The 23,597-nt window shown below is 64.5% G+C and carries 27 protein-coding genes; 14 read left to right on the top strand and 13 right to left on the bottom strand.

Translation table 11 applies throughout. From position 1 onward, the window contains the following. The first annotated feature begins 203 nt into the window (after positions 1 to 203). From G6N36_RS28395 to G6N36_RS28380, 4 genes are read left to right on the top strand one after another with little or no spacing between them, the layout of a single operon-like run. Complete coding sequence (locus G6N36_RS28395) at positions 204 to 1,298, top strand: amidohydrolase family protein (protein ID WP_163690120.1); 1,095 nt, start codon at positions 204 to 206, stop codon at positions 1,296 to 1,298. A gap of 25 nt (positions 1,299 to 1,323) precedes the next feature. Then, positions 1,324 to 2,466, top strand: a complete 1,143-nt coding sequence (locus G6N36_RS28390; protein ID WP_163690119.1) for an amidohydrolase family protein — start codon at positions 1,324 to 1,326, stop codon at positions 2,464 to 2,466. 1 nt (position 2,467) lies between these two features. Then, positions 2,468 to 2,857, top strand: a complete 390-nt coding sequence (locus G6N36_RS28385) for a Rieske (2Fe-2S) protein (RefSeq protein ID WP_163690118.1) — start codon at positions 2,468 to 2,470, stop codon at positions 2,855 to 2,857. Next, positions 2,854 to 3,762: an alpha/beta fold hydrolase gene (locus G6N36_RS28380; RefSeq protein WP_163690117.1), complete on the top strand. Its 909-nt coding sequence runs from the start codon at positions 2,854 to 2,856 to the stop codon at positions 3,760 to 3,762. The genes G6N36_RS28385 and G6N36_RS28380 overlap by 4 nt, the downstream gene beginning before the upstream one ends. Positions 3,763 to 3,799: 37 nt before the next feature. On the opposite strand, the gene G6N36_RS28375 is transcribed toward G6N36_RS28380, so the two are convergent. Beyond that, positions 3,800 to 4,273: a hypothetical protein gene (locus tag G6N36_RS28375; RefSeq protein WP_163690116.1), complete on the bottom strand. Its 474-nt coding sequence runs from the start codon at positions 4,271 to 4,273 to the stop codon at positions 3,800 to 3,802. A gap of 30 nt (positions 4,274 to 4,303) precedes the next feature. Between G6N36_RS28375 and G6N36_RS28370 the strand changes: the two genes are divergently transcribed. From G6N36_RS28370 to G6N36_RS28325, 10 genes are all read left to right on the top strand, one after another. Next, complete coding sequence (locus G6N36_RS28370) at positions 4,304 to 5,605, top strand: NADH-ubiquinone oxidoreductase-F iron-sulfur binding region domain-containing protein (RefSeq protein WP_163690115.1); 1,302 nt, start codon at positions 4,304 to 4,306, stop codon at positions 5,603 to 5,605. 4 nt (positions 5,606 to 5,609) lie between these two features. Then, a complete protein-coding gene (locus G6N36_RS28365) occupies positions 5,610 to 5,909 on the top strand; it encodes a ferredoxin (protein ID WP_235690335.1) in 300 nt (99 codons plus the stop codon). Then, the gene (locus G6N36_RS28360) at positions 5,906 to 7,549 is read left to right on the top strand and encodes a thiolase C-terminal domain-containing protein (RefSeq protein ID WP_163690113.1); all 1,644 of its coding nucleotides are present in this window, start codon (positions 5,906 to 5,908) and stop codon (positions 7,547 to 7,549) included. Before G6N36_RS28365 ends, G6N36_RS28360 begins: the two co-directional genes overlap by 4 nt. Positions 7,550 to 7,590: 41 nt before the next feature. Then, the gene (locus tag G6N36_RS28355) at positions 7,591 to 8,436 is read left to right on the top strand and encodes an alpha/beta hydrolase (RefSeq protein ID WP_163690964.1); all 846 of its coding nucleotides are present in this window, start codon (positions 7,591 to 7,593) and stop codon (positions 8,434 to 8,436) included. Then, the gene (locus G6N36_RS28350) at positions 8,436 to 9,254 is read left to right on the top strand and encodes an NAD(P)-dependent oxidoreductase (protein ID WP_163690112.1); all 819 of its coding nucleotides are present in this window, start codon (positions 8,436 to 8,438) and stop codon (positions 9,252 to 9,254) included. The genes G6N36_RS28355 and G6N36_RS28350 overlap by 1 nt, the downstream gene beginning before the upstream one ends. Beyond that, positions 9,251 to 10,042 (top strand): NAD(P)-dependent oxidoreductase, encoded by a 792-nt coding sequence (locus G6N36_RS28345; RefSeq protein WP_163690111.1) that lies wholly within the window; start codon positions 9,251 to 9,253, stop codon positions 10,040 to 10,042. Before G6N36_RS28350 ends, G6N36_RS28345 begins: the two co-directional genes overlap by 4 nt. Before the next feature lie 112 nt (positions 10,043 to 10,154). Further along, positions 10,155 to 11,357 (top strand): cytochrome P450, encoded by a 1,203-nt coding sequence (locus tag G6N36_RS28340; protein ID WP_163690110.1) that lies wholly within the window; start codon positions 10,155 to 10,157, stop codon positions 11,355 to 11,357. Further along, positions 11,354 to 11,554: a ferredoxin gene (locus G6N36_RS28335; RefSeq protein ID WP_163690109.1), complete on the top strand. Its 201-nt coding sequence runs from the start codon at positions 11,354 to 11,356 to the stop codon at positions 11,552 to 11,554. The genes G6N36_RS28340 and G6N36_RS28335 overlap by 4 nt, the downstream gene beginning before the upstream one ends. Then, positions 11,551 to 12,753, top strand: coding sequence for a cytochrome P450 (locus tag G6N36_RS28330; RefSeq protein WP_163690108.1), 1,203 nt, complete (start codon positions 11,551 to 11,553; stop codon positions 12,751 to 12,753). Before G6N36_RS28335 ends, G6N36_RS28330 begins: the two co-directional genes overlap by 4 nt. Positions 12,754 to 12,888: 135 nt before the next feature. Further along, positions 12,889 to 13,773: a type IV toxin-antitoxin system AbiEi family antitoxin domain-containing protein gene (locus tag G6N36_RS28325; RefSeq protein WP_163690107.1), complete on the top strand. Its 885-nt coding sequence runs from the start codon at positions 12,889 to 12,891 to the stop codon at positions 13,771 to 13,773. Between the two features lie 117 nt (positions 13,774 to 13,890). Here G6N36_RS28325 and G6N36_RS28320 read toward each other — a convergent pair whose 3' ends face one another. The 12 genes from G6N36_RS28320 to G6N36_RS28265 form a co-directional block, all read right to left on the bottom strand. Then, a complete protein-coding gene (locus tag G6N36_RS28320) occupies positions 13,891 to 14,175 on the bottom strand; it encodes a DUF1330 domain-containing protein (protein ID WP_163690106.1) in 285 nt (94 codons plus the stop codon). A 13-nt stretch (positions 14,176 to 14,188) separates the two neighbouring features. After that, positions 14,189 to 14,383 (bottom strand): ferredoxin, encoded by a 195-nt coding sequence (locus G6N36_RS28315; RefSeq protein WP_163690105.1) that lies wholly within the window; start codon positions 14,381 to 14,383, stop codon positions 14,189 to 14,191. Continuing rightward, positions 14,380 to 15,654 carry a cytochrome P450 gene (locus G6N36_RS28310; protein WP_163690104.1) on the bottom strand — a complete coding sequence of 425 codons (1,275 nt, stop codon included), beginning with the start codon at positions 15,652 to 15,654 and terminating at the stop codon, positions 14,380 to 14,382. The genes G6N36_RS28315 and G6N36_RS28310 overlap by 4 nt, the downstream gene beginning before the upstream one ends. Before the next feature lie 118 nt (positions 15,655 to 15,772). After that, positions 15,773 to 16,618, bottom strand: a complete 846-nt coding sequence (locus G6N36_RS28305; protein ID WP_163690103.1) for a TauD/TfdA dioxygenase family protein — start codon at positions 16,616 to 16,618, stop codon at positions 15,773 to 15,775. An 18-nt stretch (positions 16,619 to 16,636) separates the two neighbouring features. Then, positions 16,637 to 16,972 carry a hypothetical protein gene (locus G6N36_RS28300; RefSeq protein ID WP_163690102.1) on the bottom strand — a complete coding sequence of 112 codons (336 nt, stop codon included), beginning with the start codon at positions 16,970 to 16,972 and terminating at the stop codon, positions 16,637 to 16,639. A 2-nt stretch (positions 16,973 to 16,974) separates the two neighbouring features. Then, positions 16,975 to 18,246 carry an aromatic ring-hydroxylating oxygenase subunit alpha gene (locus G6N36_RS28295; RefSeq protein WP_163690101.1) on the bottom strand — a complete coding sequence of 424 codons (1,272 nt, stop codon included), beginning with the start codon at positions 18,244 to 18,246 and terminating at the stop codon, positions 16,975 to 16,977. 18 nt (positions 18,247 to 18,264) lie between these two features. Then, complete coding sequence (locus G6N36_RS28290) at positions 18,265 to 19,008, bottom strand: SDR family NAD(P)-dependent oxidoreductase (protein WP_163690100.1); 744 nt, start codon at positions 19,006 to 19,008, stop codon at positions 18,265 to 18,267. A gap of 19 nt (positions 19,009 to 19,027) precedes the next feature. Then, positions 19,028 to 20,053, bottom strand: coding sequence for a ferredoxin--NADP reductase (locus G6N36_RS28285; RefSeq protein ID WP_163690099.1), 1,026 nt, complete (start codon positions 20,051 to 20,053; stop codon positions 19,028 to 19,030). A 52-nt stretch (positions 20,054 to 20,105) separates the two neighbouring features. Further along, positions 20,106 to 20,558: a MarR family winged helix-turn-helix transcriptional regulator gene (locus G6N36_RS28280; RefSeq protein WP_163690098.1), complete on the bottom strand. Its 453-nt coding sequence runs from the start codon at positions 20,556 to 20,558 to the stop codon at positions 20,106 to 20,108. A gap of 22 nt (positions 20,559 to 20,580) precedes the next feature. After that, positions 20,581 to 21,828, bottom strand: a complete 1,248-nt coding sequence (locus G6N36_RS28275; protein ID WP_163690097.1) for a metal-dependent hydrolase family protein — start codon at positions 21,826 to 21,828, stop codon at positions 20,581 to 20,583. Next, positions 21,825 to 22,190 (bottom strand): hypothetical protein, encoded by a 366-nt coding sequence (locus tag G6N36_RS28270; RefSeq protein WP_163690096.1) that lies wholly within the window; start codon positions 22,188 to 22,190, stop codon positions 21,825 to 21,827. The genes G6N36_RS28275 and G6N36_RS28270 overlap by 4 nt, the downstream gene beginning before the upstream one ends. 1 nt (position 22,191) lies before the next feature. Next, complete coding sequence (locus G6N36_RS28265; RefSeq protein WP_163690095.1) at positions 22,192 to 23,457, bottom strand: aromatic ring-hydroxylating oxygenase subunit alpha; 1,266 nt, start codon at positions 23,455 to 23,457, stop codon at positions 22,192 to 22,194. Positions 23,458 to 23,597 lie beyond the last annotated feature (140 nt).

The following is a 23,597-nucleotide window of genomic DNA, read 5'->3' as shown; positions in this document are numbered from 1 at the left end:
GATTCGACTACCTCGTTTCACGGCCGCAGCGCCAAGCGACTGACCAGCGCACACCCTGACCTGCGAAGAAGTAAGCGTTCCGCTGGAGAACAAGATTCTTGCCTTTGAAGAACAAGCCTTTACTATGGCTATATGTCCGGTGCCGGCGCATGTCACAGCCCTTCGTGCGCTCCGGCCACTCGGATGGACATCGGAGACCTTGAGTGAACACACTTCCCGAGAAGCGCCAGCTCGGTAAGACACCCGTGATCGATGCCAGCGTGCACATCTTCAGCGAGTCGAACAAGGACCTGCGCGGCTTCATGCGCGAGCCGTTCAAGAGCCGCGGATTCCCGGACTACGAGATGGACTGGTACGGCGCCCCCGGGGGCGAGTACGCCCCCAACACCGAACGCGAACGCCGCTATCCCGGATCGGACCCCGAGTTCGTCGGCCGGCAGCTCTTCGAAGAACGCGGCGTCGACATTGCGATCCTGCACCCGATGACGCGTGGGATCATGCCCGACCGCCATCTCGGCACCGCGATCGCGGCGGCGCACAACGAGCTCATGGTGTCGCGCTGGCTCGAGGACAATTCCTACGCCGACCGGTTCCGCGGCACGATCCGGGTCAATCCCGACGACGTCACCGGCGCGCTGCGCGACATCGCGAAGTACGCCGACCACCCACGCGTCGTACAGATCGGCGTCCCGCTGCAGTCGCGTGAGCTCTACGGCAAACCTCAGTACTGGCCGTTGTGGGAAGCGGCCGCGGCGGCGAATCTTCCGGTCGCAGTGCATATCGAGGTCGGAGCGGGCGTTCAGTACGCGCCTACGCCGAATGGGGTGCCGAGGACATACGAGCACTACGTCAGCTTCATGGCGCTGAACTTTCTGTATCACCTCATGAACCTGATCGTCGAAGGCGTGTTCGAGAAGATGCCCACGCTGAAGTTCGTTTGGGCGGACGGGGCCGGTGACCTGCTGACGCCGTTCATGTGGCGGATGGACTGCTTCGGTCGCCCCCACCTCGAGCAGACTCCGTGGGCGCCGAAGATGCCCAGCGACTACCTGCCCGGCCACACCTATTTCATCCAGGGCGCGATGGACGGGCCCGGCGATGTCGAATTCGCCGGCGAATGGCTTGACTTCACCGGCAAGGACGACATGGTGATGTACGGGTCGAGCTATCCGCACTGGCAGCTCAACGAGCTGACGGTGCCCAGTTCGTACTCGGCGGAACAACGCGACAAGCTCTGTTGGCGAAACGCCGCACAGCTGTATGGCATAGACGTCGGGGCCGGCGTAAGCGCACAGTAAGAGAAGACTTCGTAAGGGAGGCACCATGACGGTCACAGTGAACGAGCGAAAGCCCGCCGCCGAGCGGATCGCGGTTCGCTGCGTCGACTCCGACGTGCATCCGACGCCGAGGGCCGGCGAGCTGACGCAGTACATCCCTGAGCCGTGGCGCAGCAAGTACTTCCTGACGCGCCGGGTCGGGGACCAGATCTACTACGACGCGCCTGATTACGCACACGCCTATGCGATGCGGGTGGACACGTTCCCGTCGGACGGCAACTTCGCGGGCAGCGACCCCGATCTGGCGTTCAAGCAGTTGATTATGGAGGCCGGCGCCGACATCGCCATCCTCGAGCCGGCCGCCTACCCGGCGCGCTTCCCCGAGGTGAACCACGCGATGAGCTGTGCCCTGAACGACTGGCAAGCCAACCACTGGCTGGACAGTCACAACAACTGGCACGAGCGCTGGAGGGGTTCGATCTGCGCGGCGATCGAAGCGCCGGAGGACTCCGCTCGCGAGATCGAGCGCTGGGCCGGCCACCCCTACATGGGGCAGATCCTGATCAAGGCCGAACCCCGGCCCGCGTGGGGCGATCCGAAGTACAACCCGATCTGGGAAGCCGCCACCAAGCACGACATCACCGTGAGCTGCCACCTGTCGCGCAGCCACCACGAGGAACTGCCGATCCCGCCGGTCGGGTTCCCCAGCTACAACCACGATTTCATGGTCACCTATTCGCTGCTGGCCGCGAACCAGGTGATGAGCATGATCTTCGACGGTCTCTTCGACCGGTTCCCGACGCTGCGGATCGTGTTGGTGGAGCACGCATTCACGTGGATCCTGCCGCTGATGTGGCGGATGGACGCGATCTACGAAGCCCGCAAGTCGTGGCTGGACATCAAGCGCAAGCCGTCGGAGTACGTCAAGGACCACATCAAGTTCACCACCCAGCCGCTGGACTACCCCGAGGACAAGACCGAGTTGACCCGGGCGTTCGAGTGGATGGAGTGCGAGAAGATCCTGCTGTTCAGCAGCGACTATCCGCACTGGACGTTCGACGACCCCCGCTGGCTGGTCAAGCACCTGCCCGAGCACGCCCGCGAGGCGGTGATGTTCCGCAACGGCATCGCGACATACCATCTGCCAGATACGGTTCCGGCCCTCGAGGGCCAGGTGCGGGTGTTCTGAGTTGGACGAGCAGAAGACGCCCCGGCTTGCGCAAGGGCGCGAACACGTCGTCGCCACCGTCGACGAGATCCCGCCGGGCACGCACAAACTGGTGCCCATAGGTCGGCACGGCGTCGGCGTCTACAACGTCAACGGCACGTTCTACGCCATCGCGAACTACTGCCCGCACGAGGGCGGTCCGCTGTGCTCGGGCCGCCCGCGCGGCCGCACGATCGTCGACGACGACGTTCCGGGCGACGCCGTGATGGTGCGTGACCTCGAATACATCTACTGCCCGTGGCACCAGTGGGGTTTCGAACTGGCGACAGGCACGACCGCGGTCAAACCCGAGTGGAGTATCCGGACCTACCCCGTCCGGATCGTCGGCAACGATGTGATGGTGCAGGCGTGACAGCAACTGAGTCCTCGGGCCTGGAGCTTAAGCCCTCCGAAAAGATCTTCGAATACAAGGGCGGCCGGGTCGTCTACGAAATCCTCGGCGAAGACGGCGAATTCATCGCCCTGACACCCGGAGGCCGTTTCAGCAAGGACATTCCCGGGCTGCGGCCGTTGGCGGAGGCGCTGGCCGAAGGCGGCTACCGGGTCCTGCTCTGGGACAGGCCGAACTGTGGCAAGTCGGACGTGCAGTTCTATGGCAAGAGCGAATCACACATGCGCGCCGAGACTCTGCACGCGTTGATCACCGGACTCGACGTCGGTCCGTGCATCATCGCGGGTGGGTCCGGAGGGGCACGCGACTCCATGCTGACGACGATGCTCTACCCGGAGATCGTACGAAAGCTTGTGGTGTGGAACATTGTCGGCGGCGTCTACGGCTCGTTCGTGCTCGGCGGGCACTACGTCGTGCCCAGCATCCTGGCCGCCAAGGGCATGGGCGTCGAAGGCCTGCTCCACGTCGCCGAGTGGAAGGAGCGCATCGCCGAGAACCCGGACAACGAGGCGCGCTTCCGGGCACTCGACGTCGACGAGTTCCTCAAGCTGATGCGGCGCTGGCTCAACGCTTTCGTGCCCAAGCCGGGCCAGACCATCCCCGGCGTCGAAGACGAGATGTTCGACAACATCACCATTCCGACACTGATCATCCGTGGCGGCGAGAACGACTGGGATCATCCCAAACGCACCTCGCTGGAGGTGAGCTGCCTGATCAAGGGTTCGGAGTTGATCGACCCGCCCTGGCCGGAAGACGCCTGGGAACGTGCCGGTGAGAGGTTCGCCGCCAGCGGCGGGAAGAACTTCTGCCTGTTCGACACCTGGGTGCAGGCCGCGCCCGCGATTCTCGAATTCCTGGACGACTGATGAGCGCTTGCGCGAAGAAGAGACGGCACTGATGGCGCTAGACCGTGCGAATGTGCACTTCGCAGTTGAGCGACGCCTCCAGGGCGGTGTGGACGCGACTCTCGGGCACCCGCTCGAGGTCGGACTTGCGCAGCGTCACATGGATCACGTCCCACCCGTCGTCACCGGCGACGCGTTCGATTTCGCCAGCGAGCCCCAATCCGGCGAGCACGCCGTGCGCGTCGTCATCCGTCCCCCTGCTGATGAAAGTCAGCACGCCGGGCACCGGTTTCGTGCCGAAAGCCTTCGCGCACAAACTCACCGCGATGCGTTCCAGTTCGGCGGCATCGTCACCAGCGATCAACAGCTCGACCTCACGTCGTTGTGGCGGAAGGCCGGCGAGGTTGTTCTCCACCACGTCGACGCCCGCCGCGCCGGCCGATTCGCGGAGTCGCGCCATGCCGTCGCTTAACTCTGCGGGCGCGAGTTCGCCGGCCAGATCCACGCCAACGCGCACCACGGCGGTTCTCATGCCCGTCACCCTATCCAGAGGTGCGACGCGATGACCTTCACCGCAACCGAACTCACCGTCGCCACGTGGCCACGGTGTACGCCGCGACTGTTGCGGCCCACCCAGGTGAAAGCCGAGGAGCTCGCCGAGTATGTGCAGGCCGGCGGCTACCGGACGCTGACGGACGCGGACGCACTGCTGGAGCAGATCGACCTGTCCGGTCTGCTCGGGCGCGGCGGCGCGGCCTTCCCGCTGGGGACCAAGCTGCGTACGGTGCGCGACGCCGGGCGCCGCGGCGTGCAGACGGTCATCGTCGCGAACGGCGAGGAGGGTGAGCCGGCTTCGGTGAAAGACCGCTGGCTGCTGCGCAACCGGCCGCACGTCGTGCTGGACGGGCTGCGCCTGGCCGCCGCGATCGTCAATGCACGCCGCGCGTATGTGTATGTGTCCGATCAACAGTCGGCGCTGGCGGTGAACAGTGCGCTGTCCGAACTGGACTCCCAGGTGTTCGGAGCAACGGACGTCACCGTGGTGACCGTCGAACCCGGGTACGTCGCGGGTGAGGAGACTGCCGCGGTCCGCCGCATCAACGGCGGGCCCGCAAAGCCGACCGACAAACCACCCCGGCCGTTCGAGGAGGGGGTGTCGGGCTTGCCGACGACGGTCAGCAATGTCGAGACGCTGGCCAATCTCCCGCACATCCACCAGCACGGCGCTCAAAGTTTCCGCGCGGTCGGCACGCCGATGTCGCCGGGGACGTTCCTGGCGACGATCACGGGCGGCGGCAGGCCCGCAGCGCTGTACGAGATACCGCACGGCGCCGCGTTTTCCGAACTGCTGGCATTGCACGGAGTGCCCAAGGACTCGGTGCGCGGAGTGTTGATGGGCGGCTATTTCGCCGGCCTGGTCAACACCGACATCCTCGATGCGACACTCGACCATGAAACGATTCGGCGACTCGGCAGCGGCCTTGGCTGCGGTGCGATCTCGATTCTCACTGACGACTGCCCCGTCGCCGTCGCCGCGTCGGTGATGTCGTACTTCGATCGGGAGAACGCCGGCCAATGCGGGTCGTGCTTCAACGGCACGGCGGCAATGGCGGCCGTCGTCTCGGCACTGCGCGACGGAGCAGCGGCCCAGGAGGACGTCACGCGCCTGGAGCGCTGGTCGGTGGTACTGCGAGGCCGCGGCGCATGCGGCACCCTCGACGGCGCCACGAACGTCGCGGCGAGCCTGCTGCACCACTACCCGCAGCTGATCACCAGCCACCTCGCCAACGAGTGCACGTCCTGCCGCACCGGCGCTTTCAACGAGACGCGGCCTTACGAAGTGGAGGCGGTGGGACATGAGTGACGGCTTGCGAATCCGGCTCGATCGCACTGTGTGCGACGGCTTCGGCGTCTGCGCCAAGCACGCGCCAGGGTACTTCTCGCTCGACGACTGGGGCTACGCATCGCTGATTGGCGATGGCACTGTGCCCGAGAGGGATCGCGACGCAGTGATGCGCGCGCTGCTCGATTGCCCGGTCCACGCCATCATCTACATGGGTGAGCACCGGCCGTCGGGCGACGGAGCGGCGCATCCAGATGTGCAAGAGTCACCCGAACCGGACCCGGCAACCAACAATAGCGAAGCGATTTCGGAGTTCGTCAGATGACCAGACCGCTGCCCGCACTGACTGCCCAAAACGAGTTCTTCTGGACTGCAGGCGCAGAGGGTGTCCTGCGTATCCAGGAATGCCGGGACTGCGAGGCATTGATTCATCCCCCGCAGCCGGTGTGCCGGTACTGCCGCAGCCGCAACATGGGTGTCCGCGATGTCTCCGGACGCGCCACGCTTTCGGCCTTCACCGTCAATCACAGGTTCGGCTTCCCCGACCTTCCTCCGCCGTATGTGGTCGCACAGGTCGCCGTTGTCGAGGATCCACGAGTTCGGCTGACCACAAACATCGTCGAGTGCGATCCCGACGAGCTGGAGCTCGGACAGACGGTTGAGGTCACGTTCGAGAAGATCGAGGATGTCTGGTTACCGAACTTCCGGCCCACCGCGGAGAAGAAGTTTGGCGCCTTACCCGAAGACGAGATCGCACCAACGGATTTCGCCCGGTACGTAAGCGCGCCGCTGACTACCAGCAGGTTCGAGGAGCACTCCGCGATCACCGGTATCGGCGCGTCGCGGCTGGGTCGCCGCCTGATGGTGCCACCATTGTCGCTGACCGTTGACGCGTGCGAGGCCGCGATCGCCGATGCCGGTTTGACTTGGGACGACATCGACGGGCTGGCGTCCTACCCCGGACTGGACCTCGCCGGCATGGGCGAAGGTGGTGTGACTGCGTTCGAGGGTGCGCTCGGCATCCGCCCGACGTGGATCAACGGCGGTATGGACACCTTCGGTCCCGGCGGATCGGTCATCGCCGCGATGATGGCGATCGCCACCGGCATGGCCCGTCACGTGCTGTGCTTCCGCACCCTGTGGGAGGCGACCTTCCAGCAGCTGATGAAGGAGGGCAAGGCCAGACCGCCCCAGGACCTGAGCACGTCCAGCTGGCAGATGCCGTTCGGTGCCACGTCGGCAGCACATGTGCTCGCGCTCAACGCACAGAGGCATTTTCAGCGTTACGGGACCACGCGGGAGACGCTCGGCTGGATCGCGTTGAACCAGCGCGCCAACGCCGCGCTGAATCCGACGGCGATCTACCGCGATCCGATGACCATGGACGACTACCTGAACGCCAGGCCGATCACGACACCCTTCGGGCTCTACGACTGCGACGTGCCATGCGACGGTGCCATCGCCGTGATCGTGTCGGCCGTTGACGCGGCCAAGGACATGCCGCACAAGCCGGTGCTTTTCGAGGCCGTCGGCACCCAGATCGTCGAACGCACCGACTGGGACCAGAGCACGTTGACGCATGAACCGCAAGTGCTGGGGCAGGCCGCGCACCTGTGGACGCGAACATCTTTGCGCCCCAAGGACATCGACGTCGCCGAACTCTACGACGGCTTCACGTTCAACTGCCTGTCATGGCTGGAGGCGCTCGGGTTCTGCGGCATCGGCGAGGCGAAGGACTTTCTCGACGGCGGTACAGCCATCGCCCGCGACGGTGTGATCCCGTTGAACACCCACGGCGGCCAGCTCTCCCATGGCCGCACGCACGGCATGGGCCTCGTCCACGAAGCCGTCACGCAGTTGCGCGGCGACGCAGGCGAACGTCAGGTGAAAGACGCCCGCGTCGCGGTGGTCAGTAGCGGCGGGCTCACGCCCAGCGGCGCGATCCTGATGCGGACCGACGGGTGAGCGAGGCCCGACCACGGGTCGTCTTCGTCGACGGTGTCCCGATGTCCGGCCTCGTCGCCTCGGTCGACGAACCGAAGGCTGTCGTGGTCGCGTTCCACGGCGGATCCAGTACCGCAGCGTATTTCGACTGTCCGGGGCACCCGTCGCTGTCACTGCTGCGGATGGGAGCCGACCGCGGCTTCACCATGGTGGCACTCGACCGGCCCGGGTACGGAAGCTCGGCGCCCTACCCGGACGCCATGGAGCGGCCGGAGCAACGCATTGCGCTGGTGTACGGCGCGATCGACAAGATACTCGGCGCCAACCCGCGCGGCGCGGGGTTGTTTCTCGTCGGCCACTCCGCCGGTTGCGAGCTGGCGGTCCGTCTGGCCACAGATTGCCGTGCCGAAGAGGCGGGCGTCATCGGACTCGAGTTGGCAGGCACAGGTGTGCAATACGACGCGGCGATGGCGGAGATCATGAAGGCGGCGACGGCGACCGGTCGGCCGACCGGCCTGCGCGAGGTGCTCTGGCAGCCCGCCGAGCTGTATCCGCCCGACGTGCTGTCCGGCATGACGAACTCGTCGACCGGTGCGCTCTACGAAGTGGGCATGACCAAGAGCTGGCCGCGGCAGGACTTTCCCTCGCTCGCGGCCCATGTCCGGGTGCCGGTGCAGTTCAGCGCCGCCGAACACGAGCGGGTGTGGCGATCGGATGCCGAGGCCTTGGGGCAGATCGCCGCCATGTTCACGTCATCACCGCGATTCGTGACCAACGAGCAACCGAACACCGGACACAATATGTCCTTATCGCTCAACGCCGCGGCGTACCACAGCGCAGTGCTGTCCTTCGCCGAGGAATGCGTTGTCGCGCAGCAGAACACATCGGAAGCAATGGAGGCGGGTTGATGCGCGTCGGATTCATCGGGTTGGGCAGTCAAGGTGGTCCCATGGCACGCCGAATCGTCGAAGGCGGCTTCGAGACGACGCTGTGGGCGCGCAGGGCGGCCAGCCTCGATCCGTATGCCGACACCGGCGCGAAGACCGCGGGTTCAGCCGCTGAGTTGGCAGCGGCGAGTGACCTGGTCTGCCTATGCGTGGTCGGCGACGACGACGTACGGGAAGTGCTCTACGGCGACAGCGGCGTACTGGCAGGTCTGGCCTCCGGCGGCGTGGTGGCGATCCACAGCACCGTGCACCCGGACACATGCCAGGAGATCGCGGACAAGGCCGCCGCGCAGGGCGTTTCGGTGATCGACGCGCCCGTGAGCGGCGGAGGCCCCGCCGTGGAGGAAGGTAAGTTGCTCGTCATGGTGGGAGGCGAGGAAGAAGTCGCCGAGCGGTGCCGTCCGGTCTTCGCGACCTACGCCGACCCGATCGTCCACCTCGGTCCGCTCGGCAGCGGACAGGTCACCAAGATCCTGAACAACCTGCTCTTCACCGCCAACCTCGGCAGCGCCTTGAGCACACTCGACCTCGGTGAGGCCCTTGGCATCCCGAGGGTGCGGCTGGCGGAGGTGCTCAACGGTGGCTCGGCCACCAGTAAGGCGCTCGGAAGCATCGCGATCTTCGGCGGCACGGTCGAGGGGCTCGCTCCCATCGCGGGCGGGCTGTTGCAGAAAGACGTCCGTCATGCAGCGACCATCGCCGCCAGCGCATCGGCCCCGGAAGGTTCCGTGTTCACCGCGGCCGATACGGCGTTGGAGTCGATGGAATACCCGCGGTGACCCGCGTCGGATTCGTCGGGGCCGGCCGCATGGGCGGCCCGATGGTCCGACGTCTCGTCGAGTCCGGCCATCACGTACGCGCGCTCGGTAGGACGGACGAAAAGCGCCGGGCGGTCACCGCGCTCGGCGCACAGGCGGTCGCGGGACTCCACGACATCGCCAGGGACGCAGATGTTCTCATCGTCTGTGTCTTCACCGACGAGCAGGTTGTGCAGGTGTGCTCGCCCGGCGTGCTCTCGGCGATGTCGCCCGGCTCGGCGCTCGTCGTGCACACGACCGGAAGTCCGCGCACGGTGCAGTCGATTGCGGCACACTCCCCCAGCATCGACGTGCTCGACGCCCCGGTCAGCGGTGGCCCGCACAACATCGCCGCCGGCGGGCTGACGATGTTCGTCGGTGGTCCCGACGATGCGGCCGCGCGCGTCCGGCCGGTACTCGCCGCCTATGGCGACCCGATTCTGCACGTCGGTCCGCTGGGCGCGGGCCAGGCCGTCAAGCTGACTAACAACGCGTTGTTCGCCGCCCAGATCGGACTGTTGCGGGAGGCCGTCGCGCTGGGCGATCGCCTTGGCGTGGACGAGGCACAGCTGCTGCAGGCGATCACGCACGGCAGCGGGTCGAGCCGGGTCGCGGGTTTTGTCGCCGCGGGCGGATCGGTGGACTCCTTCGTCGAACGGACCAGCGAGTTCATCGGGAAGGACGTCGAGGTCGTGCGCAAGATCGCTGCCGAGCTCGGTGAGACGATCGGGCTCCTCGACAACGTCATCAACGCCGGAATTCAACCGTGAAACAGATGCGATTCCACTGTCTCAGACCCTTCTTGTGAGGCATACTATACGTTACACAAATGCAGCCTTGCGTAACGCACGTAGACGTTAGCCACGCGGCGAAAGAGAGACCATGACCAAGCCCAAATTGGTGTTCAGCCCGGTTTCGCAGGAATACTTCGACAATCCGTACGAGATCTACAAGCGGATGCGCGACGAAGCCCCGATCTACTACGACGAGGAGGAGGACTTCTACGCGCTGACCCGGCACGAGGACGTCGCCGCCGCGCTCAAGGACACCGACGCATTTTCGTCGTCACGCGGGTGCGACCTCGGAATGGTCCGCTCCGAAGAAGCGCCGCACAAGTCCATTATCTTCATGGACCCACCGGAACACCGGCACATGCGCAGCCTGCTGAACAAGGCGTTCACGCCGCGGGCCATCCAGTCGCAACGCGAGACCATCATCGAGGTTGTCGAGCACTATCTGTCGAAATGCGACCCCGCCGGTTTCGACGTCGTGCAGGATTTTTCCGGCCCCTTCCCCGTCGAGGTGATCACCCGGATGGCGGGTGTCCCCGAGGAGTTCCGGCAGCAGGTGCGGCACTGGATCGACACCAGCCTGGAGCGTGAGCCCGGCCAGATCGACCTGTCCGAGAAGAACATGCAGGCCAACATCGACTCCGGGATCTACTACTACAGCCTGGTCCAGGAGCGGCGCCAGAATCCGCAGGACGACATGATCAGCAGGTTGATCGCGGCGGAGATCCCTGGCGAAAACGGTGAGATGCGCCAGCTCGACGACATCGAGATCACTGGCTTCTGCGCACTGCTCGGCGGGGCGGGAGCCGAGACGGTCACCAAATTGATCGGCAGTGCCGTCGTCGAGTTCGCACGGCATCCCGAGCAGTGGCAGTTGCTGCTCGACGACCGCAGCAAGGTGCCGGACGCCGTGGAAGAGTTGCTGCGTTACGTCGGCCCCGTGCAGTACAACGTGCGCTACACGCTCAAGGAAGCACACTTGCCCAGCGGCACGGTGCCCGCGCACAAGCCGGTCTTCATCATGAAAGCAGCGGCCAACCGTGACCCACGGGCGTACGACCGCGCCGAAGAATTCGACATCACCCGCGACCGCACCCAATCGCCACACATGGGTCTGGGCTACGGAATTCACAGCTGCCTGGGGGCGGCGCTGGCCCGCCTGGAGAGTGTGATCGCGCTCGAGCACCTGCTGGACTTCATGCCGCGTTACGAGGTCGACTGGGAGGGCTTACATCGGGTGACGATGCAGAACGTCGCGGGCTACCACAACGTTCCAGTGAGGGTGCTGAAGTGAGCCAGAAAATCGAAGTCGACTTCGGTCTCTGTGAGAGCAACGGGGTGTGCATGGGCATCGACCCTGAGATCTTCGACCTGGACGACGAGGACTATCTGCACGTGCTGCAGGACGAAGTGACACCGGAAAACGAGGACCGCGTCAAAGAAGCCGTGCGACAGTGCCCGCGGCAGGCGATCTTCATCAAAGACGAATGACCAAATCCCAAGTCGTCTTCGACCCGTTCTCCGAGGAATACTTCAACGGTCCCTGGGACATCTACCGGCGCATGCGCGAGGAAACGCCGGTCTATTACAACGAGGCAGAGGACTTCTACGCGTTGTCCCGCCACGAGGACGTCTCGGCGGCTTACAAGGATTTTGCGACCTACTCCTCGGCGTACGGCCTAGACCTCGCGATGGTTCGGTCCGGTGAGCCCCCGCCCATGAAGATGATCATCCTCATGGACCCACCCGAGCATCGCCATATGCGTAGCTTGGTCAACAAGGTGTTCACCCCGCGTGCGATCGAGGCCATGCGACCGATGGTGACCGAGACGATCGACCGCTACCTGAGCGCGGCCGACCCCACGGGTTTTGATGTCGTACAAGACTTCTCGGCGTATTTCCCGGTCGACATCATCACGACGATGCTCGGCGTGCCCGAGGACAAGCGCCAGCAGGTCCGTGAGTGGGTGGACACTTCGCTCCATCGCGAACCGGGCCAGATCGAGATGTCCGATGAGGGTATGGCTGCGATCGCGGAAGCCATGGGTCTGTACTTCCAGCTGATCCTGGAACGCCGCAACGAACCGCAGGACGATATGTTCAGCCGGTTGGTCGCCGCCGAGATCCAGCGTGAGGACGGTGGGGTCGAGTCCCTCGAAGACTTCGAGATCGCTGGATTCGCAACCCTTCTCGGGGGTGCCGGCGCCGAAACAGTCACCAAGTTGGTCGGCAACGCCGTCGTCGAGTTCGCGCGTCACCCTGAACAGTGGCAGAAGCTGCTCGACGATCGCAGCAAGATCCCCGCCGCGGTCGAGGAGCTTCTGCGCTACGAGCCACCGGTGCACTACAACGTCCGCCGATCGATGCGCGAGGTTCACCTCCACGGCGTCACGATCCCCGAGGGCAAACCCGTGTTCCTGCTTCAGGCTTCAGCACATCGCGATCCGGACGCGTTCACCGATCCCGACACTTTCGACATCGATCGCGACCGAACCGAGGCACAAAACCTCGGCTTCGGGTACGGCGTACACAGTTGCCTCGGCGCTGCGCTCGCCAGGATGGAGACCGCGATCGCACTCGAGCGACTGCTTGACCGCATGCCGCGCTACGAGGTGCTATGGAATCAGTGCGAGCGCGTCGCTATGCAGAACGTCGCCGGCTGGTCGCACGTCCCGGTGCGCGTTGTCTAACTTTTCCCGCGAGTAGACGCAAAACTGCCCATATTCGGCGGAAAAAGGGCAGGTTTGCGTCTGCTCGACGGAGGTTATCCACAGCGGGTCGCGCCGAGGCTTTCGCGGACCTGCACCGCACTTGATGATCGACTCGTGCGCCCAGACGACCTCTTCGCCTCGCAAGGTGGCCTGGCGACGACCAAGCAACTGCTCACAGCGATGTCATATCGCACGCTCCGCAGGCGTATCAGGGACGGGAAGGTCATCCGTGTCTGGCACGGGGTGTATGCCGATCATCCTCCCGAAGTCATCGATCGGCTCGCGGCGCTCGACCTCGTATCAGGACGATCAATCGTCGCATGCATGCACACTGCCGCGGAGCTCCATGGTTTCGGCACCGAGGTTGACGGCCGCATCCACATCCTGGATCCTGGCGTCCGCATGCGCCCCTCGTCGGCGCTGATGGTGCACCAGCGAATTGGAGCTCCACTCAAGAGAATTCACGACCGGCTTGCTACTGCGCCAGCGTGGACCGCCGTCGAAATCGCACGAACTCTTCAGCGCCCCCGAGCTCTCGCCGCTCTAGACGCCGCGCTGTTCAAGCGATGCTGCACTCTGCCGGAATTGTGTATGGCGATCGATGAGCAGAATGGCAGACGCGGAATCGTCGGCATCCGCGAATTGATCAGGAATGTCGACGGTCGGTCGGAGTCACCTCTGGAAAGTGAAGCGCGACTGGTCTTCATCGACGGCGGACTCCCGGCGCCGGAAGTTCAATACGAGATCGTCGACCGGTGCGGAAAGCTCTGGCGGGTGGACTTCGCCTGGCCAGAGGCAAAATTGGTCGCCGAGTACGAAAGTATGGAATGGCACGCAACGGCAGAGGCACTCAGGCACGACAGGATGAAGGTAGCCAGATTGCAGGAGTGCGGTTGGATGAGTATCCCCGTGGTAGTCGACGATGTGCGCAGACACCCGAAAGAGCTTGTGGCACGGATCGCCACACACCTCAACCAGAGGACCTCGCTGGCCGGTTGAGGGATGCGGGTCGACGATGTGGCTGATCGGGTCGCCCGTTTGCGGTCGCGAGGAGACGCAAACCTGCCCAAAACTTGCCGAAAATGGGCAGTTTTACGTCTGCTCGCGCAAGAACTGTCAGAGGCCGTGGAGAATGACGCCGTTGCAGTCGGCGGCGGCCTGACGCAGCTTGGCCGCCTCCTGGTAGACGTCGGAGTAGTACCACTCCTTGGCAGCCTCCTCGGATTCGAACTCCAGCAGGACCGTCTGGGTGCCGTGCCACTGCCCTTCGATCACCTCGGCCTTCGAGTCGAACGACAACAGCGTGGCACCGGCCATCGCCTGGCTCGCAAGCTTGCCGTATTCCGCCATCCCGGCCGGATCCTTGACGTCCTCGGTGATGAGGATGTACGCCTTGGGCATTCGATCTCCTTGTTCAACCGTCGATTTCGGAAATGGCTTGTTCGGGGCAGTTGGCGATGGCGTCCTTGGCTGCGCTCTCGAGCTCCGCAGGCAGCTCACCCGGCTTCGCGACCGCCCAACCGTCGTCGGTCATCTCGAACACCTCGGGGCACAAAGTGAGACACATGCCGTGGCCGGCGCACTTGTCTTCGTCGACGGTGACCTTCATCGGACGTCGAACTCGATGTGCAACTGCGTGAGCCCGCGCAGGATATATGTCGGGATGTATTGGTAATTGCGGTTGCTCGCTGGCCCGTGGTGTTTCTCGCTGATGCGGATGTCGGTGGTGCGATCGAGCAGACGCTCGAGCCCGACGCGCGTTTCGGCACGTGCCAGCGGAGCGCCGGGACAACTGTGGATGCCGCGGCCGAAGGCCAGGTGCTGACGGGCGTTCTTGCGGTCGGGATCGAAGGTGTCGGGATCCTCGAACCGCCGCGGGTCTCGGTTGGCCGCCCCGTTGATCACCATCAGCGTGCAGCCGGCACCGATCTCTTGGTCGCCGACGGTCACCGGCACCCGCGACAATCGGAAATCGCCCTTGACCGGACTCTCTATCCGCAGGCACTCCTCGATGAAATTGCCGAGGAGACTGCGATCTTCGCGCAACCGACGCTGAATGTCGGGCTGGTCGCCCATCACCTTGAGCGCCGTACTGAGCAGGCGCACGGTGGTCTCTTGACCCGCCGAGAAGACGTTCGTGGCCACGCGCACGACGTCCGCGACCTCGGGCATCGTTCCGTCCGGGAACGTCGCCGTCGCCAGTCCCGTCAGGACGTCATCACGCGGCTCGGCCCGCCGTTCCTCGACGTAGGTCGCGAAGACCTCGTAGAGGTATTCCAGCGGAGTCTTGTTCATCGTCTTGTCGGCATTGCCCACCGAGCTGCCGTGGGTGCCGCGCGCGAGCCGCTCGAGGAGGTCATCGCGATCCTCGTCGGGCACACCCAGCAGATCGGCGATGACGCGCAGCGTGAACGGTCCGGCGAACCCCTTGATGAACTCCCCCTCGCCCGGTGCCAGGAAGTCGTCGAGGATGTCGTCGGCGAGTTGCCACATCGCGTCCTCGTTCTCCTTGAGGCGCTTGGGCGTGATCAGCCGCATCAGCAGGGCGCGGTGGTTGGTGTGCGTGGGCGGGTCCAGTGTCGGCAGCTGGTCGCTGAACGGGATCTCGTCGCGGTGGTCGATGATCGTCTGCGTCACATCGTCACCTTCGAGGGGCACCGGGAATCCGGGGAACGGCCCGGTCACCGAGATGCACGACGAGAACGTCTCGGCGTCGTTGTAGACGTCGACGGCCTCTTGCCAGCCGGTCACCATCGTCACGCCGTAGTGGTCTTCGCGGCTGACCGGGCACTTGTTGCGCAGCGCCTCGTAGAACGGGAAGGGGTCGTCCGTCAGTCGACTGTCCCTGAAGAAATCAACCGAGGTCAGATCCTCCGTCATGCTTACTCCCTGAGCTCTGGCCACGAGAACGTGATTCTCATATGCGGCTATTAGATTTCCACAGTCGGCCCATCGGCGTCAACGAGGAGCTGTGCACCCGCACAGCGCAATCGCACCGCTATTGGATGGGCTCGTGCCCCAACACGGTGGTTCGCAGCATTTCCCGAGGCGAATCGGGGTCATAGGGCGCCGCGCGGTGCAGGACGCCGTTGTTGTCCCAGATGACGGTGTCCCCGACCGACCAGCTGTGGCGGTAGACCAGGTCGGGCTGGGTGGCGCGGTCCAGCAGCTCGGCGAGCAGCGCCCGGCCGTCGCCGAGGTCCATACCGACGACGTAGTCCGCCGATGCCCCGAGCACCAGCGACTTGCGGCCGCTGCGATGCGTCCACACCAGAGGGTGCTCGTGGGTGGGACGGCTACGCCACCGCGCGACCAGCTCGGGCGATGGGTCGGGGTTGACCCGACGCTGCGAAGCCTCCAGCGAGTGCACCACCCGCAGCGATCCGAACCGCCGCTTTTCTTCGTCGCTGAATGCGTCGTAGGCCGCATAGGAGTTGGCGAACTCGGTTTCGCCGCCGTGCTCGGCCACCTGCTTGGCCGACAGCACGGTGGCCTTCTGCGGGCATTCGTCGTTCAGCGGTGTGCACCCGTCGATGTGCCAGTCGAATGTGGCCCGCAGATAGGCCGCCGACGCGTTCTTCGACTTATCGAGCGTCACGGGATAGATGCCTGCGACCGGATGATGACCGTCGGATGAGTGGTCGATGTCGCCGAGTCGACGGCAGAATGCCACCTGCGCCTCCGGCGCCAGGCCGAGGCCCGGAAAGACCAGCACGCCATTGTCTTCCAGCGCCTCGAGGATGGCCGCGCCGAGCGAATCGTCGGCCGCCAGACCCTCCGGTTCCAGGCCGGTCACCTCCGCACCGACCGACGGCGTGAGTTTGTTGATCATCAGTAGGCTCATGTCAGTTCATCCTGTCGTTCAGGGCACCGGCGCGCTGACGCGGTTCATGACGGCGTCAGCGGAGTCGGCTGGTTTCTGGGTGCCGAAGACTTCGACGGCCATCGAGACCATGATCATCGAATAGACGAGATGCAGCAGATTCAGCGCGTCGTCGGGCACGTCGTGGAGCGGAAACTTATCGCAATAGTCGATCGCCTCTTCGAAACGAGGGGTGAACGCGTCGTAGAACTCGCGTATCTCCGGCATCGGAGTGCAGAGGCGGGTGGCCCAACGTTCTGGTTCGGTTGCCAAACACCATTTTTCGGCGAACGGCTCGAACTCGGCGAACGCGCTCGGTAAACGGGTGCCGGCCATGATCACACTCCCGCCGGGCTGCGCTCGGCCTGATACTCCTCGACCCAGTCGACCGCCACCTTGTGCAGATGGCGGACGAGGATCTCCTGATCACTGAGCGGGTAGTCGTCGACAACCGGCTCGTCCAGGCCGTATTCCAGCGCCGCCTGAGTGCCGCCGAGCATGCCCGCATCCTGCAGCGCGAATTCCTTGAGTACCACCGACGCGACCTCGTGCTCGATGCGCTCGCGCACGGTGCGCGCAGGATGAAAAGCGTTGTAGGCCTCGAACTTGTGCGTGTGGTGCGATGTCGGCCAGTAGCGGTACAGCAGGTACCAGCCGTGGTAGATCAGGATCTCCAGGTTCGGGAAGATCTGGAAATTGGTGATCCCCCACGGTTCGATTCCCCCCGGGTTGAGGCCGGCGGACTGGTGTGTCTCCGGCGTGCGCCACGGTCCGACAAGTCCGCTGCGCGTGACGCGTTCGACCGGGTACATGAACTCCGGCGCGAGCAACCAGCGTCGCGTGCCCGCGGTGGACACCAGGCGATGGGACCCGTCGATCTGGAAATGGCCGCACTCGAATGTGGCATTGGGCTGACGCACCTCGCTCGGCACCTGCTGCGAATGCAGCGACGGCACATGGTAGTACTCCTGGAACGCGTCGGCGAAGATCTTCCAATTGCTGTTGTTGCGCGCCTCGAATTCGTAACGCTCCGTCATCATCTCGAATGGATAGTCGTCCAGCGCGGTGATCATGGGGCCGAGGAATTCACGCAGCGTCCACCGCGGGTTGGGGTCGAAGTTGATGAAGATGAAACCGTTCCACACATCGCACTGCACCGGTTTCAGCCCGTACTGCGCGCTGTCCAGGTCGAAGAACTCACCCGGTTGTTGCACGAACGTCAGGTCGCCTCTCAGGTCGTATCGCCATCCGTGGTACTTACAGGTGAACTGGCGGCACGTACCTTTGACCTCCTCATTGGGATAGTCGTTCCACACCAACTTGTTTCCACGGTGACGGCAGATGTTGTAGAAGGCTCGGATCTGCTGGTCCTTACCCCTGACGACGATCACCGACGTCCCGGCGACCTCGATCTCCTTGGTGAGGTAGCTGCCGACGCGCGGCAGTTCCTCTACGCGAGCGATGTTGAGCCAGGCGCGCTTGAAGACCGCCTCGCGTTCGAGTTCGTAGAACTCCGGTGAGATCGAGTCGCGGAACGAGATCGGTCCGGTGCTCAGTTCCGGGTAATGCTCCGTCCAGCTACCCTCGGCCGGTTTGGGCCACTTACCCATGCGAACCTCCCTGAATCATCACATCACCGACCCGCCGTTGACACCCAGTGTCTGGCCGGTGATGAAACCGGCCTCTTCGGAACACAGGAACCCGACGGCGGCGGCGATGTCGGCGCCGGTGCCCAGGTGGCCGAGCGGGACACTCGCGGCCATCTGCTCGTTCGAGGGCAGATGGCCGGCCGCCTGCCCCGCATGCTGCATCGGCGTCTCGATCGCCGACGGCGGAATGTTGTTGACGGTGATACCCATCGGACCGTATTCCCGCGCTAGCGATCTGGTCAGCGACAACAGCGCGCCTTTCGACGCGGCGTAATGCGCCATCCCCGGCGATCCGCGCTGCGCGCTGGACGACGAGATCATGACAATGCGGCCCCAGCCGGCTTCCAGCATGTCCGGCACCGCGATCTGACAGCAGTGGAAGGTGCCGGTGAGATTGACGTCGATCAGTCGCTGCCAGGCCTGCACGCTGATGTCCGTGAACGGCGCGAAGTCCACCGCGCCCGCGCTGGTGACCAGGATGTGGACCGGGCCCAGTTCGGTGCGCACCTTCGCGAAGGCTTCCTCAACAGCGGTGCGGTCGCTGACATCAGCGGCCACCCCGAACGCCGTCACGCCCTCGGCGCGCAACTCTTCGGCGACCCGTTGCGCCGCTTCGCCGTTGAGGTCGATAACCGCCACCTTGTGCCCACGCCTGCCGAGCTCGTGACAGGTCGCTTCGCCCATACCGGAGGCCCCGCCGGTCACCACCGCCACCCGCGTCATCGCACGCTCCTCCGCTTCATCACTCGTAGACCACATGGACTGTTGGGCTGGTGGGTAGAGACTGACACGTCAACACCCAGCCTTCAGCCACTTCGTCGTCGTCGAGGGCATCGTTGTTCAGCATCCGGGCACTGCCGGTGACGATGCGTGCCATACACGTTCCGCACGAACCCGTCTCGCACGACGACGGCGCCCGCAGGCCGGACATGCGCGCCGTCTGCAGCAGCGTGTTGCCCGGCCGATAGTCGGCGGTCGCCTTCTTGCCATCCAGTTCGATGACGACCGTTTCGGTCGTCTCGGTCAAACTGTTGTCGACGTCGACCGGCACCGGGTCGACCGTGAAGCGCTCGAGGTGCACACGCGCCGACGGCACACCGGATTCCCGAACAACAGCCTCGACGGTGTCCATGAACGGATGCGGTCCGCAGATGTAGTAGTCGGCCGCACCGGCGTCTTCGATGAACGTCCGTACCGCTTCGGGAGTCACCACACCGTTGTCGTCGTCGATGTGGTGCGCGACCGCCAGACGGTCGCCGTGCTTCTCGGCCAGTCGAGCGAGCGCCTCGTCGAAGATCACCGAATCGCGATTGCGATTGGCATAGAACAGCCGAATACGGCGCGACGATCCGTCAAGGGCGGTCCGCACGAGCGACATGATCGGCGTGATGCCGCTGCCGCCCGCGAACGCCACGATCTCGTCGCCGTTGTCGCGCAGGCAGAAGCGTCCCTCGGGTGGTGCCGCATGGATCTCGACGCCCTCCGTGGCGGCATCGTTGAGCCAGTTGGACACCACGCCACCGGGATCGCGCTTGACCGTGATCCGAAGCTCGTCTTCCACCGGCGCCGACGACATCGAATAACAGCGCCGAAGATCCTGACCGGCCACATTGACCCGCAACGTCAGGAACTGGCCGGCCTGATACCGGAACCGTGCCGAGCAGTGGTCGGGCACATCCAGCACCAGGGAGACGGCGTCGGATGTCTCGCGCACCACCCGTTTGATGCGTAACGGCGCGAATCCGTCGGCCCCGTTGTTGTCGCCCATCTCGCTCAATATATCAAGTACTTGTCATTAATCTCAAGTACTGAATACTCCCCTATTGATCGATGTGATCGTCGAACAACTCGTGCCCGGTGCCCTGTTCGACGACGCGCGCCAGCAGGTCACGCAGCGTCTGCTGCTCGGACTTGCTCAGTACCCCGAAAACTTTGTCGTGCGCGGCGATTGCGTCGTTGACCACTGCCTCGGCTACCTCGCGCCCCTGGTCGGTGAGGAACGCCTGCAGGATGCGGCCGTGTTGCGGATCCTTCTTACGCACGATCAGGCCGCGTCGCTCGAGAGCGGTCAGCGCGAGTTGAACACCCTGGGGACTGATCAGCATGCGGCGCGCCAGATCGGCGCCGGACAGGCCCGGCTCGTTCGACAACTGTCGTAACACACCGATTTGGGCAGTACTCACCCCGTGGTCGCTCACCGCATCGTTGACCGTCGTCAAGGAGAAGTACCAGGCCTGCTTCAGCAGCCAGAGAATGTTGTCGGTTTGTTCCACGCCCGCTCCTCTCAGTGGTGCGCTAGCGCTTGTAGACGACGCCGTTTTTCATGACGAACCCGACATCCAGCGTGACGGCGATGTCACGTGACGGGTCGTCCGGTACGGCGACGACGTCGGCGAGATATCCGGCGGCCAGACGTCCCAACTCGCCATCGGCTTCGATGAGTTCGGCGCTGGTGATGGTCGCCGCGCGCAAGGCCTGCATGGGCGTCATCCCGCGTGACACCAGCGCGCACAGTTCTTTTGCGTTCTGCCCGTGTGGAATCGCCGGCGCGTCCGTACCGCAGGCGATGCGGACGCCGGCCTGGATCGCCTTCGGCAGCATGGCCTGGGCCTGCGGGAACACCTCCTCGGCCTTCTTGCGCAATTCGGGGGCGATCCGGTCGACCGCCATCGCCTCGGTCAGATAGGTGGTGGACACCAGAAAGGTGCCGGTGTCGGCCATTAGCTTGATGGTGTCGTCGGTGGCGAGGAAGCCGTGCTCGATGCAGTCGATACCCGCCCGAATGCAGGCCCGAATCGAGCTGTCCCCCACTGCATGTGCGGCCACCCTCACACCAGCGCGATGCGCCTCGTCGGCGATGGCGGCGAACTCCTCGTCGGAATACTGCTGCGCACCGGGCGCAGTGCTGTGTGACATCACCCCGCCGGAGGCGGACACCTTGATCAGCTTCGCGCCGTGCCGGATCTGGTACCGCACACACGCGCGCACGTCGTCGACGCCATTGGCGATGCCCTCGGCGACCGACAGCGGCATGATTCCCGGCGCGAGCCGCTGGAACACAGTCGGGTCCAGATGACCGCCGTAGGGTGTCACCGCATGTCCCGCCGGGTAGATCCGGGGACCGACGTGCCAGCCCTGCTCGATCGCGCGCTGCAGCGCGACGTCGAGCAGATAGCCGCCCGTTTTCACCATCAACCCCAGGTTGCGGACTGTGGTGAAACCCGCCTCCAGTGTGGTGCGCGCGTTGACCGCCCCCCGCAACGTCCGGTACGCGGGGTCGTCCTGCACCCCGTGCATGGGGCTCGGCAGCCCCTCCGGACCGCCCGGACCGCCGATGAGAAGGTTGAGCTCCATGTCCATCAGGCCCGGCAGCAGAGTCACGTCGCCCAGATCGATGTCCTCGTCCGGATTCTGCGGCAGGTCAACGGGATTGACGGCGAGGATTCGGTCACCCTCCACGACGATCACGGCGGGCGAGCGCACCTCGCCGGCCTCGACGTCGGCCCAGCGCGCGGCGCGCAGGACGGTGATCCTTTGAGTCACGGCACCGGTTCCGAGACGCAGTCCAGTGTCGTCGCGCCCGAGTCAGGCACCTTGGGTTGTTTCCAGCACTCGACGGGGAACGACGCCTGGATCATCGAATACAACAGATGCATCAGGTTGAGCACGTCCTCCGGCATGTCGTCCAGCGAGAACTTGTCGCAGTAGGCGATGGCCTCTTCCGCGCGCGCGGTGATCGCGTCGTAGAACGCTTGAATCTCCTGCATCGAACTGGCCAACCGTTTGGCGTAACGTTCGGCTTCGGTGCCCAGGCACCAGTCCGAAAACTCTTCGAGGTCGGCGAACTCCGGCGGCAATTTGGGCGGGCGCGCGGGCGTCGGCGTTTTCGAAGCTGCGGTCGCCATGTCACACCCCCGCGGTCTTGCGCCGGTAGTCCTCGACCCAGGCCGCGGTCTCGGTATGGAGATGGCGGATGAGCACCTCCTGATCGCAGAGGACGAAGTTGTCGAGCACACGCGATTCGACCATCGTCTGGGTGGCCTCCAGGGTGTTGGCGTCCTGCAGGCCGTACTCCTTGAAGGACACGGCGGCGAGTTCCTGCGCGATGCGCTCGCGGGGCGTCCGCGGCGCCGGGAAGTACACCGTTCCCTCGAAAATGTGCGTGTTGTGCGACGTCGGCCAGTAGTGATATGTCAGGTACCAGCCCTGGCCCCAGAACAGAATGACGAAGTTGGGGAAGAGCTGGAACGAATCCAGGCCCCACGGGTCACATTTCGCGGGATTGAGGCCCTTCGGCATCTCCCCCAGATCCGGCTTGTCCCACGGCCCGAAAAGCCCACTCCGACAGATGTCTTCGATGGGCTTGCGCATCTCGTCGGCCATCTCCCACGCGCGGATACCCGACGTGCTCACCAGCCGGTGCGGACCTTCGATGCGGTAGTGGGGAGCCTCGAACCCCGCTTCGGCCGCCGCTTTGGAGTAGGCCGTCGGCGACTGGTTCGCGTGCAGTACGGGTGCGTGATAGAACTCCTGGAACGCGTCCATGTAGAGCTTCCAGTTGGCCTTGACCTCGGAGCGGTAGTAGAACCGCGACGTCATCTTCTCGAACGGATAACCCTCGAGGTCGGTGATCATCGGCCCGAGGAAATCGCGCAGGGACTGCTCGGGTGTCTTCGCGAAGTTGACGAAGATGAAGCCCTCCCACACCTCGCAATGCACCGGCACCAGGCCGTATCGGCTCTTGTCGAGGTCGAAGAACTCCCCCTCCTGCTGGACGAAGGTGAGGTTGCCGTCGAGGTCGTACCGCCAGGCGTGGTACTTGCACGTGAACTGGCGGCACACCCCACTGGTCTCCTCCAACGGCATGTCGTTCCAGACCAGCTTGTTGCCACGATGCCGACAGATGTTGTGGTACGCCTTGACCTCACCCTTTGTGGTACGTACCACGATGATCGACGTATTGACGACCTTCAGTTCCTTGGTGAAGTAGCTGCCCTTACGCGGAATCTGTTCGACGCGGCCGACATTCAGCCATGCGCGTTTGAAAACCGCCTTGCGCTCGACTTCGTAGAACTCCGGGTCCACCGAATCCTCGTAGGACACCGGCCCCGTGCCCAACTGGGGGTAGTGCTCCGTCCAACTGCCTTCGGGTGGTTTCGGAAATCGTGCCATCACCTGTTCCTGTCGACTCGCGATCGGTGTGCGGCACACGGGCTGAGCTTGGGCGCGCCGCACACGCGAGGAGCAAAATTTGTACGGGCCTGCAGCGCTGACGGTAACGCCTCCTTCCGGTAATCGCAAGTAGTTGATAC

The sequence above is a fragment of the Mycolicibacterium gadium genome, from assembly GCF_010728925.1.
In the GTDB taxonomy this organism is placed as follows: domain Bacteria; phylum Actinomycetota; class Actinomycetes; order Mycobacteriales; family Mycobacteriaceae; genus Mycobacterium; species Mycobacterium gadium.
This window is presented reverse-complemented; position numbering and strand designations above follow the sequence as displayed.

Coding starts and splice junctions, on each gene's coding strand:
- G6N36_RS28390 (WP_163690119.1), top strand. CDS start 1,324: ATGACGGTCACAGTGAACGAGCGAAAGCCCGCCGCCGAGCGGATCGCG.
- G6N36_RS28375 (WP_163690116.1), bottom strand. CDS start 4,273: ATGAGAACCGCCGTGGTGCGCGTTGGCGTGGATCTGGCCGGCGAACTC.
- G6N36_RS28370 (WP_163690115.1), top strand. CDS start 4,304: ATGACCTTCACCGCAACCGAACTCACCGTCGCCACGTGGCCACGGTGT.
- G6N36_RS28360 (WP_163690113.1), top strand. CDS start 5,906: ATGACCAGACCGCTGCCCGCACTGACTGCCCAAAACGAGTTCTTCTGG.
- G6N36_RS28355 (WP_163690964.1), top strand. CDS start 7,591: ATGTCCGGCCTCGTCGCCTCGGTCGACGAACCGAAGGCTGTCGTGGTC.
- G6N36_RS28350 (WP_163690112.1), top strand. CDS start 8,436: ATGCGCGTCGGATTCATCGGGTTGGGCAGTCAAGGTGGTCCCATGGCA.
- G6N36_RS28340 (WP_163690110.1), top strand. CDS start 10,155: ATGACCAAGCCCAAATTGGTGTTCAGCCCGGTTTCGCAGGAATACTTC.
- G6N36_RS28330 (WP_163690108.1), top strand. CDS start 11,551: ATGACCAAATCCCAAGTCGTCTTCGACCCGTTCTCCGAGGAATACTTC.
- G6N36_RS28320 (WP_163690106.1), bottom strand. CDS start 14,175: ATGCCCAAGGCGTACATCCTCATCACCGAGGACGTCAAGGATCCGGCC.
- G6N36_RS28315 (WP_163690105.1), bottom strand. CDS start 14,383: ATGAAGGTCACCGTCGACGAAGACAAGTGCGCCGGCCACGGCATGTGT.
- G6N36_RS28310 (WP_163690104.1), bottom strand. CDS start 15,654: ATGACGGAGGATCTGACCTCGGTTGATTTCTTCAGGGACAGTCGACTG.
- G6N36_RS28305 (WP_163690103.1), bottom strand. CDS start 16,618: ATGAGCCTACTGATGATCAACAAACTCACGCCGTCGGTCGGTGCGGAG.
- G6N36_RS28300 (WP_163690102.1), bottom strand. CDS start 16,972: ATGGCCGGCACCCGTTTACCGAGCGCGTTCGCCGAGTTCGAGCCGTTC.
- G6N36_RS28295 (WP_163690101.1), bottom strand. CDS start 18,246: ATGGGTAAGTGGCCCAAACCGGCCGAGGGTAGCTGGACGGAGCATTAC.
- G6N36_RS28290 (WP_163690100.1), bottom strand. CDS start 19,008: ATGACGCGGGTGGCGGTGGTGACCGGCGGGGCCTCCGGTATGGGCGAA.
- G6N36_RS28285 (WP_163690099.1), bottom strand. CDS start 20,053: ATGGGCGACAACAACGGGGCCGACGGATTCGCGCCGTTACGCATCAAA.
- G6N36_RS28270 (WP_163690096.1), bottom strand. CDS start 22,190: ATGGCGACCGCAGCTTCGAAAACGCCGACGCCCGCGCGCCCGCCCAAA.
- G6N36_RS28265 (WP_163690095.1), bottom strand. CDS start 23,457: ATGGCACGATTTCCGAAACCACCCGAAGGCAGTTGGACGGAGCACTAC.